The 12,556-nt window shown below is 37.9% G+C and carries 16 protein-coding genes; 1 reads left to right on the forward strand and 15 read right to left on the reverse strand.

Translation table 11 applies throughout. The features are described from left to right. Nucleotides 1-9: 9 nt before the first annotated feature. The 12 genes from fabZ to acpP are packed head-to-tail and all read right to left on the reverse strand — an operon-like array spanning nt 10 to nt 9,818. On the reverse strand, nt 10-429 hold the full coding sequence (gene fabZ / locus LQU94_RS06215) for a 3-hydroxyacyl-ACP dehydratase FabZ (protein ID WP_230696834.1): 420 nt from the start codon (nt 427-429) through the stop codon (nt 10-12). Further along, complete coding sequence (gene fabF, locus LQU94_RS06220; protein ID WP_230696835.1) at nt 426-1,655, reverse strand: beta-ketoacyl-ACP synthase II; 1,230 nt, start codon at nt 1,653-1,655, stop codon at nt 426-428. Before fabF ends, fabZ begins: the two co-directional genes overlap by 4 nt. Next, nucleotides 1,652-2,380, reverse strand: coding sequence for a 3-oxoacyl-[acyl-carrier-protein] reductase (gene fabG, locus LQU94_RS06225; protein WP_230696836.1), 729 nt, complete (start codon nt 2,378-2,380; stop codon nt 1,652-1,654). Before fabG ends, fabF begins: the two co-directional genes overlap by 4 nt. Beyond that, entirely contained in the window at nt 2,352-3,290 is a 939-nt protein-coding gene (locus LQU94_RS06230) for an ACP S-malonyltransferase (RefSeq protein ID WP_230696837.1), read from the reverse strand. Before LQU94_RS06230 ends, fabG begins: the two co-directional genes overlap by 29 nt. Nucleotide 3,291: 1 nt before the next feature. Then, nucleotides 3,292-4,329: a nitronate monooxygenase family protein gene (locus tag LQU94_RS06235; RefSeq protein WP_230696838.1), complete on the reverse strand. Its 1,038-nt coding sequence runs from the start codon at nt 4,327-4,329 to the stop codon at nt 3,292-3,294. Further along, nucleotides 4,314-5,240, reverse strand: coding sequence for a nitronate monooxygenase family protein (locus LQU94_RS06240; RefSeq protein WP_230696839.1), 927 nt, complete (start codon nt 5,238-5,240; stop codon nt 4,314-4,316). Before LQU94_RS06240 ends, LQU94_RS06235 begins: the two co-directional genes overlap by 16 nt. 1 nt (nt 5,241) lies before the next feature. Then, complete coding sequence (locus tag LQU94_RS06245) at nt 5,242-6,135, reverse strand: ketoacyl-ACP synthase III (protein ID WP_230696840.1); 894 nt, start codon at nt 6,133-6,135, stop codon at nt 5,242-5,244. Between the two features lies 1 nt (nt 6,136). Then, nucleotides 6,137-6,907, reverse strand: coding sequence for a carboxyltransferase subunit alpha (gene accA / locus LQU94_RS06250; RefSeq protein ID WP_230696841.1), 771 nt, complete (start codon nt 6,905-6,907; stop codon nt 6,137-6,139). Further along, a complete protein-coding gene (locus tag LQU94_RS06255) occupies nt 6,891-7,736 on the reverse strand; it encodes an acetyl-CoA carboxylase carboxyltransferase subunit beta (protein WP_230696842.1) in 846 nt (281 codons plus the stop codon). The genes accA and LQU94_RS06255 overlap by 17 nt, the downstream gene beginning before the upstream one ends. Nucleotides 7,737-7,772: 36 nt before the next feature. Next, nucleotides 7,773-9,152: an acetyl-CoA carboxylase biotin carboxylase subunit gene (gene accC / locus LQU94_RS06260; RefSeq protein ID WP_230696843.1), complete on the reverse strand. Its 1,380-nt coding sequence runs from the start codon at nt 9,150-9,152 to the stop codon at nt 7,773-7,775. Continuing rightward, complete coding sequence (locus LQU94_RS08065) at nt 9,145-9,594, reverse strand: biotin/lipoyl-containing protein (protein ID WP_255702413.1); 450 nt, start codon at nt 9,592-9,594, stop codon at nt 9,145-9,147. Before LQU94_RS08065 ends, accC begins: the two co-directional genes overlap by 8 nt. Continuing rightward, nucleotides 9,594-9,818, reverse strand: a complete 225-nt coding sequence (gene acpP / locus LQU94_RS06270; RefSeq protein ID WP_230696844.1) for an acyl carrier protein — start codon at nt 9,816-9,818, stop codon at nt 9,594-9,596. The genes LQU94_RS08065 and acpP overlap by 1 nt, the downstream gene beginning before the upstream one ends. 245 nt (nt 9,819-10,063) lie before the next feature. Here acpP and LQU94_RS06275 point away from each other — a divergent pair, with 245 nt between their 5' ends. Then, nucleotides 10,064-10,264 carry a GlsB/YeaQ/YmgE family stress response membrane protein gene (locus LQU94_RS06275; RefSeq protein WP_230696845.1) on the forward strand — a complete coding sequence of 67 codons (201 nt, stop codon included), beginning with the start codon at nt 10,064-10,066 and terminating at the stop codon, nt 10,262-10,264. A 107-nt stretch (nt 10,265-10,371) separates the two neighbouring features. On the opposite strand, the gene LQU94_RS06280 is transcribed toward LQU94_RS06275, so the two are convergent. The 3 genes from LQU94_RS06280 to LQU94_RS06290 are packed head-to-tail and all read right to left on the reverse strand — an operon-like array spanning nt 10,372 to nt 12,532. Beyond that, nucleotides 10,372-11,022, reverse strand: coding sequence for an amino acid ABC transporter ATP-binding protein (locus LQU94_RS06280; protein WP_230696846.1), 651 nt, complete (start codon nt 11,020-11,022; stop codon nt 10,372-10,374). 8 nt (nt 11,023-11,030) lie between these two features. Beyond that, nucleotides 11,031-11,675 (reverse strand): amino acid ABC transporter permease, encoded by a 645-nt coding sequence (locus LQU94_RS06285; RefSeq protein ID WP_230696847.1) that lies wholly within the window; start codon nt 11,673-11,675, stop codon nt 11,031-11,033. Nucleotides 11,676-11,701: 26 nt separating this feature from the next. Continuing rightward, complete coding sequence (locus LQU94_RS06290) at nt 11,702-12,532, reverse strand: amino acid ABC transporter substrate-binding protein (RefSeq protein WP_230696848.1); 831 nt, start codon at nt 12,530-12,532, stop codon at nt 11,702-11,704. Between the last annotated feature and the right edge of the window lie 24 nt (nt 12,533-12,556).

Raw genomic sequence — 12,556 nt, forward strand, 5'->3', positions numbered from 1 at the left:
CACCACAAACTAAGCAATCGCGAAAGAAATCTCGCAGGACATAACTTTTTCTCCTGCTACAAAAATTTCTCCCTCTCCAAATCCTATATTTCCTTTGTGTTTTATTATACTACATTTGATCTCTAAAAGGTCCCCTGGAACCACTTCTTTATAGAATCTTGCTTTTTTTATTCCGCCAAGATAAGCAATTTTCCCCGTTTCTTCCATTAACAAAGCCACTGCCCCCACTTGGGCTACTGCTTCCACTTGCAAGACCCCTGGCATAACTTTTTTTTCAGGGAAATGTCCTTGAAAATAGGGTTCGTTTCCACTTACACATTTTATCCCCTCTGCCTTTTCTCCTTTCTCTACTGAAAGAATTCGATCTACCATTAAAAATGGATAGCGATGAGGCAGAATTTCTTGAATTTCTTCTATATTTAATGTCATTTTTCCCACCTTTTCAAAACCAAAGACGCATTGTGCCCGCCAAAGCCTAAAGAGTTTTTGAGAAAATAATCTACCTTGTGCTCTTCAATCTCTGTTACAAAAGACAATTGGCACTCCTCGTCAAAATATTTCGAATGAATTAAAGGAGGCAAAATATTTTCGTTTATGGTCAAAATCGAAATTCCCGTTTCAACCGCACCAGAGGCGCCCAACAAATGACCAATTTGAGATTTTGTAGAAGAAACCAACACTTCTGGATCTTCTCCAAAAACAGAACGAATGGCCGCCGTTTCATAACGATCGTTTAATGGGGTCGAGGTTCCATGGGCGTTAATGTAACCAATTTCTTCCGGTGAAACGCCTGCCTCTTCCATGGCTAAAACCATGGCCTTTGCTGCATATTCTCCCCCTGGAGCTGGTGAAGTAATGTGATATGCATCGCAATTGGTGCCATATCCTACAACTTCTCCCAAAATATTGGCCTTTCGCTTTTTTGCATGCTCTAATTCTTCCAATACAAAAATTCCAGCTCCTTCTCCCATAACAAATCCATCTCGATCTCGATCAAAGGGAATGGACGCTCGGTCCTTGTCTGTGGCTGTAGATAACGCCTTCATAGAAGTAAAGCCGCCGATTCCCAACTCGGTAATACTCGCTTCGCTTCCTCCGGCAAAAATAATATCTTCATAGCCATGTTTTATATTTCGGAAAGCTTCTCCAATGGCATTGGTGGAACCGGCACAAGCCGTTACATGACATTGACAAGATCCGTGGGCATGGAGTTCCATGGCAATATTGGCCGCAGTTAAATTGGAAATGGCCATAGGGATAAAATAAGGGCTGACTTTATCAAATCCTCGTTTTAATCCTCGGCTATGTTCCTCTTCAATGGATTGCAATCCGCCAATTCCAGAGGAAACAAATACGCCTACCTTTTCCTTCTCTATTTCTTCCACCGTTAAATTGGCATCTTTCATGGCTCTTCTTGCTGCAATCATTCCCAATAGATTTACGCGGTCTAGTCTTTTTTGTTCTTTGCGAGTAAACTCTTCTTCTAGATCCAAATCTTTTATTTCAGCCGCCAAGGTAACTTCTCTACCTTCCACATCATAGGCCGAAATTTGATCGATTCCACATTTTTTCTTTTTTACATTTTCTAAAATGGTTTCTCGATCCGAACCAATGGGGCTAACCAACCCAATTCCAGTAATGACTACTCGTCTCATATATTCATGCCTCCATCAACAGAAATAACTTGTCCGGTAATATAGCGAGAATCTTCAGAGGCTAAAAATCCTACTACATTGGCTATATCCTCTGGTTTTCCAAAAGATTTTAGAGGAATTTGGCTTAGAATATTTTCTTTTGTTTCCTCTTTAAGTCCCTCTGTCATGGGAGTTTCAATAAAACCAGGAGCAATGGCATTAACCAAAATATTTTTGCTTGCCAGTTCCTTTGCTAATGTTTTTGTTAGGCCAATCATTCCTGCTTTGGCAGAAGAGTAGTTGGCTTGACCAAAATTTCCGTGAATCCCAGAAATAGAAGAAATATTTACGATTCTTCCCCCTTTTGCTTTGATCATCGGTTTACACAACAACTTACTCATATAAAAAGCACTATTTAAGTTGGTTTCTATTACTTCCACAAAATCTTCTGGTTTCATTCGCAAAATTAAATTGTCTTTTGTTATTCCTGCATTGTTTACAAGAAGATCTACTTGCCCAAAATGTTCCAAGCATTGGGAAACGATAGACTCACAGACTTCGTATTGGGACAAATCTCCCTTTACAATATAGGCATTCTCTCCCAGTTCTTCCTTCAATTGGTTTAGCTTCTCTTCATTTCTTCCATGGAGAATTACAAAATATCCTAGTTCTTCTAATTTTCGTGCCGTAGCAGATCCAATTCCTCCTGTAGCTCCACTAACAAACGCTATTTTTTTCTTTTCCATATCTTCTTTCCTCCACAAATTCTATGGCCTCTTCATCATTGGATAAGGTATAGATTTCTATTTCTTTATCTGAAAATTCTTTTTTCAAAATATTAGAAATAACTTTTCCTGGCCCAATTTCAATAAAAGTAGACACGCCATCTTCTATCATATTTTTTAAGGTCTTATACAACATAACGGGAGAAACAATCTGATCTTTTAGCAAAGAAGGAAAATCCTCTCCTTTGTATATTTCTCCTGTAAGGTTTGGGTAATATTTTTTCTTTGGACTTTGGAAATGGATTTTTTCTAAAGTTTTCTCATATTCTTCCGCCGCTTCCTCCATAAAGGGAGTATGGAAGGCCGCACTTACCTTTAATGGAATTCCTTTGTGTCCTTGAGATTTTAGAGCCTTTCGCAAGTTTTGAATTTCTTCTACGCGGCCACCAACTACAATTTGCTTTGAGCTATTTTGATTTCCGATAAATACCTCAGGAAAATCCTTCTCTAAAAAACGCTCTAAGTCGTCTCGCTCCATGTTCAAAACAGCAAGCATGGTTGTTTCTTCTTTCTCTGCCGCCGCTTCCATAACTTTGCCACGCTCTTTTACCATTTTGATTCCGTCCATCTTATCTATGGATTCACTTACAACTAAGGCGCCGTATTCCCCTAAACTCAAACCACATGTAGAATCCACTGTAACAAAATCCTTTATTAATTCCCAAATTCCCAGTTGAAAAGTAACCATAATCGGTTGTAGGTTTTTTGTTTTGGAAATTTCTTCCGGAGTTCCCTCAAAGGCAATTTTTTTTAGGGGTTCTCCCAATTCATCAAAAAGATCTCCTATTTCTGGATATTTTTCAAAAATTTTCTTTCCTAAGCCAACGTATTGACTTCCTTGTCCTCCAAATACTACTGCTGTTTTTTTCATCTTATTCTCCCAATATTTCCTTCAAATAGTCTTTTACAGAAAGGATCTCTTTTATTCTGCGACCGTCCGACCCTGAGAAAAAAAGCCCTTCTTCTTGATTTCCTTTTACCCCGCGAATTAAGGCTTCATTGATGCAATAGGGTGTTGTCTTTGGATTGCAAGTAGAAATACAAGCTACACAATGTTTGGCAGGAACTTTTTCTTCCTCTACTTTTCTCACAAATTCTGTATTTAAGGCCCTGCCCAAAAGTCCTACAGGACTTTGAATAATTTGGTCTTCTATTTTCCCTTTTCTCAATGATTCTACCAAGCATTCTTTTGCCACGGGATCCAAGCCAGATTCTTTTGTAAATAAAAATCCCGTCCCAATTTGAACTCCATCTGCCCCTTTTTCCATGGCGGTTTGAAATCCTTCTTTGGTTCCAAACCCTCCCCCTATAAATACAGGAATGGATTCTTCCCCATATTCACGAAGAATCTTTTTTATTTCTTCTAATTCTTGAAACAAATCCATGGATAAATCTTCTTTTTTGAAGCCTAGATGTCCCCCAGCCTTTGGACCTTCCAAAACGACAAAATCTGGCACTCGATTGTATTTTTTCTTCCACTTTCGCAAAATAATTTTCAAAGCCCTTCCAGAGGATACAATCGGGGCGATTCTCTTGTCTTCTCCAATATATTGAGGCAATTCTAAGGGCAAGCCCGCCCCTACTACAACACCGTCAATCTCTGTTGTATTTATAAATTCTAAGTATTCAAAAAAATGATTGACTACGTGCATAATATTGACCATTAAAATTCCTTTTCCTTGAGAAATTTCCTTGGCTTTTTTTAGATTTTTTTCAAAAGCTCTTTTGTTTGCCTCTATGGGATTCTGGTAAAAATCTTCTTCTTCATATCCACAGTTTACAAAAGAAAGAGTTCCCATTCCCCCCTCTGCGGCAACGGCACCGGCCAATTTCCCTGTTGATATTCCAATGCCCATGCCCCCTTGAACAACGGGGATGGTCATCTCTTTTCCTTTTATTTCAATAGACATTTTTTCGCCTCTTCGTATTCTCCTAGAATCTGCTCTATAAAATCTTTTACTGGAAGAATTCGATCCAATTGCCCAACTGTATATCCTGTCATAACCGATCCGTTTATTACATCTCCATTTACTACAGCTTCTCTTAATCTTCCTACAGTAAAAGTTTCTAATGTTTCTATATTGGACTCTTCCTTCTCTAGTTTTTTGTATTCCCTTGCCATATTGTTTTTCAAAATTCGCATGGGAAGTCCATTTATATTTCCTACGGTCGTTACTTTTGATGCCGTTGCTTTCAAAAGTGATTTTTTGTATTCTTCATGGATTGGACATTCTTCCGTTAACAAAAAGGCCGTTCCAATTTGGACTCCTTGTGCCCCTAGAATTTCTGCCGCTAACATTTGTTTCCCTGAAGCAATTCCGCCGCCAGAAATAAGGGGCAAATCTGTCGCTTCTTTTGCTTGAGGAACCAGTACCATAGTAGTCATTTCTCCAATGTGACCGCCCGCTTCCATTCCTTCGGCTATAATTCCTCCCAGTTTATACTTTGATAATTTTTTTGCCTGTATAGGGGATGAAATCACAGGAAAGACCAAAATTCCTGCTTCTTCTAACTCCTTCATAAAGGGTCCTGGGCTTCCTGCCCCTGCCGTAACAATTTTTACGCCAGACTCTAAAACAATATCGATAATCTCTCGAATGTCTGGGCGCAACATCATAAGGTTTACAGCAAAAGGGCGATCAGTTAAAGATTGACAGATTTCAATTTCTCTCTTCAAACGTTGTGGACTCATTCCACCAGAACCGATGGTTCCTAAGGCCCCAGCATTGGATAGGGTTGCTGCAAATTCTCCTGTGGCAATATGGGCCATTCCCCCTTGTAAAATGGGATATTTTATATTTAATAATTCATTGATATTCATCTTACCACTCCATTAACACAGAACAGATACTCAAACCAGCCCCAAAAGCAGAGAATAGAATTTTATCCCCTGGTTGAAATTTTTTATAGGACTCTGCCAATAAAATAGGAATCGAAGCCGCGGATGTATTTCCGTATTCTTCTACATTCGATAAAAATTTTTCTTGAGAAATTTCTGTTTTTTTCGCAATTTGTTTTAAGATTCTTCCATTGGCCTGGTGAGCCACAATGTATTGGATTTCCTCTTTCTCTACCTTTGATCTTTCCAATAATTCTTCGATTGATTTTGGCACTTTTTCTACGGCAAAGCGATACACTTCTCTTCCTTGCATTTGCAAGTACTCTCCCTTTTTTTCATACAGTGCCTCTTCGTTTCCAAAGGTTTTTTGATTCGTTTCCCAGCGTTTTTCATTTTTTTCCACAAGGGCTCCTGCACATCCATCTCCAAATAAAATAGAGGTTCTTCGATCTGTAGGATCCAATACTTCCGAAATTTTTTCCGTTGCAATAATTAGCCCCTGTTCGCCCTTTTTCAAAAATCGTTCCCCTAAGATCATGGCTCCTACAAATCCTGTACAAGCCATATTGATATCCAAAGCCAAACAATCTTCCTCTAACTCCAACTCCTTATGAATCAACCCAGCCACCGACGGCAAAATCAAATCCGATGTAAAGGAGGCCACAAGAATGAGCTTTAATTTTTTCTTGTGGATTTTTATTTTTTTTGCCAACTCTACAGCCATTTCAGAAGGGGTGGATTCTGAATAATATCGATTTTCTATCCCGGTTCTTGTTTTAATCCATTCTTCCGTCGTTTCTATCTTATCTAAGAAAAAGCGATTGGAAATTTTTTTGGACAAATCCAGTTTTTTTATTTCTATAAATTCAAGTCCCATCCTATTTTCCTATTCTTCTATATTTTTCATACTTTTCTCGGCGAATTTCTTCCCCTGTCATGGAAAATGTACGTTTTAACTCTTCTCTTAATAACTTCTTCATTTGTTCATAATTTGGAATATTCTCTTTCTCCTGAACCACTTCATCTACGATTCCAAATTCATGCAAATCCTGAGCCGTAATTTTCATAATCTCCGCCGCTTTATCGGCCAAACTGGCATCCTTCCATAAAATACTGGCAAATCCTTCGGGAGATAAAATAGAATATATCGCTTTTTCTAGCATATATATTTTATTGGCTACAGAAAAAGCCAAGGCTCCACCAGATCCACCTTCTCCAATGACAAAAGCTATGGTTGGAACCGTTAAAGAGCTCATCTTTTCCAAAGAACTTGCAATGGCTTGAAACTGGCCTCTCTCTTCCGCTTCAATACCAGGATAGGCCCCGGGGGTATCAATAAAGGCAATGACCGGTCGGCGAAATTTTTCTGCTTGTTCCATTAGGCGAATTCCTTTTCGATATCCCTCGGGCAAAGGCATTCCAAAATTGGTTTCTACCGCCTCTTCCACTCCAGATCCTTTTTGCATTCCAATAAAAGTAATCGGTTGTCCTTCAAATTCTGCGATTCCGCCAATTACTGTCTTGGAATCTCCAAAATAGCGATCGCCTTTTAGATAGAGAATGGATTGAAACAGTTCTTCTATTATTTCTCTTCCTCGAATTCTATCCTCTGAGCGAGCGTTTTTTACCATCTCATAAATTCGACTCATATTTTGCACCTGTCTTTCTATGAAGGGATAAAAAAGTATGAATGGTCTTCCTCTGTTCTTCCCTTGGAGAAATACAATCAACAAATCCACATTCTTCTAATTTTTCTGCTCTTTGAAATCCTTCTGGAAGGGTCTGTCTCACTGTTTGTTCAATGACTCTGGGCCCTGCAAATCCAATTAAGGCGTCTGGTTCTGCAATAATTACATCCCCTAAAGAGGCAAAACTTGCACTAACTCCCCCTGTTGTGGGATTGGTTAACACACTAATATAAAGAAGGCCTCTTCTAGAAAATTCCCCAATTGCCGCCGCAGTTTTTGCCATTTGCATTAAAGAAAAAATCCCTTCTTGCATTCTCGCGCCGCCACTGGCAGAAAAAATAATCACGGGAATTTTTTCCTCCATAGCTTTCTCAAACATAGAGACAATTTCTTCTCCCATATAAGTGCCTAAACTTCCCATTAAATATTCCTGCTCCAATAGACAAACAAAGGCTGTCTCTCCATAAATTTTCCCCTTTGCGATAACAAGAGCTTCTTCCAAATTCGTTTTTTTCTTGATCTTTTCTCGAAGTTTTTCATAGTCTGGAAAATCTATGGGATTGTAAATTCTAGAATGAAAATGGATTTTTTCATATCCTTTATCAAACAAGGCATTCAATCGTTCTTCCCCGGAAATCTTAAAATGATTTCCGCAATGAGGACAAACCCATAGATGGTTTTTTAGATTCTCTACTGAACTTCCTCTTCTACACTTAGGGCAGATAACAAAGGATTTCTCCTTAGAAATTTTCTCTTCTTCCCCTTGTTTGGAACGAAATCTCCGAATCATCTCCAATAATTTTCTTCTAGTATTTAAGCTCCCCATCTACTCACTTCTTTCAAATATTCGCATTCCTTCTAGAATCCCATGTCCCTTTTCTTCTACATAACCTGTGTGAATTCTTCCTCGTAAAAAATCTTTTTCATGCAAAATTCCATATTGAAACCCTAAGTTGGTTTTGATTCCATCAATAATAGTTTCCTCTATGGCTCTTCGCATTTTTTTAATGGCTGAAAGTCGAGTATCTCCTTTGACAATAATTTTTCCAATCATAGAATCATAATAAGGAGAAATCTTTAACCCGCTATAAATAGAAGATTCTAAGCGAGTTTCCATTCCACCGGGAGGAAAGAAAAAAGAAATTTCACCACATTGGGGCATAAAATTCTGTAACGGATCCTCTGCATTGATTCGTACTTCAATTGCGTGTCCTTCTTTTTTTACATCCTCTTGTTTCCAACGAATGGGCAAACCAGAAGCAATCTTTAATTGCTCCTGAATAATATTTATTCCAGTAATCATTTCCGTTACGGCATGTTCCACTTGCAGACGAGTATTCATCTCCATAAAATAAAAATTTTCCTCTTTATCTACGATAAACTCAACAGTTCCCGCCCCTTCAAATCCACAGGCTTTACCAGCATTTATAGCCGCTTGATACATTTTTTCTAACAATTCTTCTGACACAAATCGACAAGGTGCCTCTTCCATAATTTTTTGATTCTTTTTTTGAAGGCTACATTCCCTCTCAAAAAGATGAATGACATTTCCATAGGAATCTCCTAAAATTTGAACCTCTATATGTCTAGGATTTTCAATGAATTTTTCTACGTAAATTTCCTCTTTCCCAAAGGAGGCCCGAGATTCTTTTTTGGTAACCTTAAAAGCCCATTCCAAATCCTCAAGAGAATCCACTCGTCGCATTCCCTTTCCTCCACCGCCTGCCGAGGCTTTTAACAAAACAGGAAATCCAATTTCCTCAGCCACTTCCGAAAGTTGTTGCAGAGATTGAAGATCCTCATTAAAACCTGGCACCGTTGGAATCTTGTTTTCGATCATTAAATTTTTGGCAGAAATCTTATCTCCCATTTGGGAAATAACCTGGGAAGAAGGACCAATAAACTTCAGACCTTGCTCTTCTACTTTCTTAGCAAATTCTCCATTCTCCGATAAAAAACCGTAACCTGGATGAATCCCGTCGCAATGGGTTTGAAGAGCGGCCTGTAAAATGTGATTTTCATTCAAATAAGAAGAGCGACTTTCCCCAGGGCCAATACAAATCGATTCATCGGCCAAAAATACCACCGGTTCCTCACGATCTGCCTCGGAATAGACCGCCACCGTTTCGATTCCCAACTCTCTGCAATTTCTCAAAATACTTAGAGCCACCTCGCCACGGTTTGCAATTAAAACTTTTTTAAGCATCGATTTTCTCCAATACAAAAATCTCCTGATTGAATTCCACCAATTCTTCGTTGTCACAACAAATTTTTTGGACTCTTCCCTCTTCTGGCGCCTTGATTTCATTCATCATCTTCATGGATTCAATGATACAAAGGATATCTCCCTCTTTTACAAAATCTCCTTCTTTCACAAAAGGAGCATCTTCTGGACTTTTTGCCGAATAAAAAACACCTACCAAAGGAGATTGCACCAAGATTTGATTGCTTTTGTCTTCCTTTTCTTCTCTTTGTTTTTCTTCCTTATTCTTCTCTACCTTTTCTTCTTTTTCCAAAGAAACAGCCCCACTCTCACAAGATTGTTTCAAAGATAAAGAATATTCCCCGATTTTTACTTCTAAAGAAGAAATCCCCGAGCGATGAAACTCGTGGATTAAATTCTTCGTTAATTCAAAATGTTTTTCCATTATTTTTCACTTACAAACTCCAACAAATCGCCAAAAGTTTTCAAATTGGCAAAATCTTCATCTGGAATCTCAATTCCAAATTGTTCTTCAATAGCCATAGATAATTCCACAGCATCCAAAGAATCCAAACCCAAATCCTCTTGCAAGGTAGATTCCATTTGAATATCTTCTTTATCGTTTCCAAAATTTTCGCAAATTAATTCTTTTAATTGTTCCTGTGTCATAATGACCTCCCATTTACTTAAAAATTTTTACATAAATCATTTTATGTTATTTTTCTTATTATGTCAAATTTTTTATATAAATATTTTATTTGTTTATTCGCCTTTTCTGGGGGTATGTATTAAATAACAAAAATTATAAGAAAGTTTTTAGAATTAATTTATATTTTTTCTAAAATTGAAAGGAGATTTATATGGGTATTATTAGTTGGTTAATTTTTGGAGCTATTGCAGGTTGGATCGCTAGTATGATCGTTGGTAAGAACGCTTCTATGGGAGCTGTTGCAAATATCATTACTGGTATTGTTGGTTCTTTCATCGGTGGATTTATTGCTAGCAATTTCTTAGGCGCTGGAAAAGTGTCTGGATTTAACTTATACAGTTTCTTAATCGCCATTGCAGGTTCTGTAATTTTATTACTAATCGTGAATGCCGTGAAAAGAAGATAACAAAAGAGCAGGCGAAACGCCTGCTTTTTTTCTCTAAAAAATCTCCTCTATCTTATAAGATAGAGGAGATTTTTCTTTGGAGGGTATTTCTTATTTTCTTCTTTGTTTCATTTATCTTCAAAAAACACACCTTCTCGAATGTGCAAAATCCGATCCGATACTTCTAAAGCAAAGGGTTTATCATGGGTTACAATAATTTGAATCATCCCTGTTCTTGATAAATCTTTTAATATGGAAACAAAGCGTTCACTGGTTTCCTCATCTAAGGCAGAAGTTGGTTCATCGAAACAAAGGACTTTCGGTTGCAACATACAAGCCCTAGCAATGGCTACCCGTTGCTTTTGTCCACCAGAAAGTTGGTGAGGCTTTTTGTTTTTGTGCTCTGTCAGTTCCAATTGATCCAAAAGAGCCAAAGCTCGCTCTTGAATTTCTTCTTCTTTTTGTTTGTGATATTTAGGAGCCAGGACAATATTTTCCCACACCGTCATTTGAGGAAAGAGATTGAATCCTTGGAAGACCATTCCAAAGGGACGTTCATCCCCTCCCATTGTGGTTAAATCGACTTCTTCTCCATCAAAAAATACCTGACCTTTTTCTAAGGGCTCTAAGCCGTTTAAGCAGCGAAGGAATGTCGTCTTTCCTTCTCCACTTTTCCCATGAATACTAATAATTTCCCCTGACTTCATCGTTGTACAAAGATTGGTCCATATGGTGTTTTCATTAAAAGATTTTTTGAAGTTTCTAATTTCCAGTTCCATAGCTTTTCCTATCCTTGTACCTTTCTTTCAATGGAATCCAAAATTCTTGTTAATATGGCAATCACTACGAGATAAATCACACCTACATATAAATAAGGCATAATCGTAGAAAGAGAATTGGATACCGATTTTGCAGCTTTTAATATATCCATAACTCCTAGAATATAAACTAAGGAGGTATCTTTTACCAAAGTAATAACTTCATTTGATATAGATGGCATAACCCTGGCCAACACTTGGGGAAAAATAATCTTCCAAAAAGTATATGCTTTAGAAAATCCCAGTACTTTCGCCCCTTCCCATTGACCTGGATCAATGGATTGGATTCCCCCTCGGAAAATTTCCGCAAAATACGCCGTATAATTCAAAACAAAAGCAACATAAATCGCTGTAAATCTTCCCAATGTGATGCCAATTACAGGAACCATGGGCAATCCAAAAAATACAAACATCAATTGTAGTAGTAGAGGAGTGGCACGCATTAAATAAATGTAGAACTCCACCAATTTGGAAAGAAGTTTATTTTTAGAAAGTCTTCCCTTTGCCACCAATATAGAAAGGGGCAAAGAAAATAATAAGGTGATGCCAAAAACCGAAAAGGTGGTAACCATTCCTTCTTTTAATAAAGGCAACAACATGTTTAATACGTTCACAATTTCCTCCTACTTACCATTCGATCTTATTCGTTATCTGCAAACCATTTGCTGTAGATTTCGTCATATTTTCCATCGTCTTTTTGTGCGGCAAAAGCATCGTTTAGAGCTTCCAACAATGCGGTATCGTCTTTTCGTACGCCTACACCAAATTCTTCATCGCCAAAGTTTTCTTCCAATACCTTATATTTTTCCTCGCCATTTTGTTTCATATAATAGCGGGCCAATACTTCATCTACAACAATGGCATCGGCACGGCCAATTTCCACATCTTTGAAAGCTTCGTTATTTGTAGCATATTCTACAGGCGCTTCTCCCAAAGCATTTACAAAATCTGGCTCTTTATTTACGGCATCCAATGCAGAAGATTCTGCTTGAATGGAAATGACTTTTCCTTCTAAATCGGCTTTTGTATTGACTTCAGAATCAGCCATTGTAACAATAATTTGGCGATTTTCCAAATAAGGAGTTGAAAAAGCTACTTTTTCCTCTCGCTCTGGTGTGATAGAATATCCATTCCAGATAAAATCTATATTTCCAGCATTTAATTCAGTTTCCTTCATAGACCAATCGATTGGTTGAAATTCAATTTGAATTCCCATACGCTCCGCTGCATCTTCCGCAAGCTCTACGTCAAAACCAACCAATTCTCCATTTTCATCTCTAAATCCCATAGGAGCAAAAGTATCGTCTAAACCAATGATATAGGTTTTTTCCTTATCCAACTCTCCTCCTTCTACAGCTGCCGTTTCATTTCCCCCAGCATTTCCATTATTTGCTGGCGCATTTCCATTTTCTGTCGTTCCACAAGCTACCAATAAAAACATGGCGCTTAAAAGTAAAATCAATTTTTTCATTCTTTTCTCCTTCACTTTTATACT

This window comes from Peptoniphilus sp. KCTC 25270 (genome assembly GCF_021012875.1).
Lineage (GTDB): Bacteria > Bacillota > Clostridia > Tissierellales > Peptoniphilaceae > JAJMZJ01.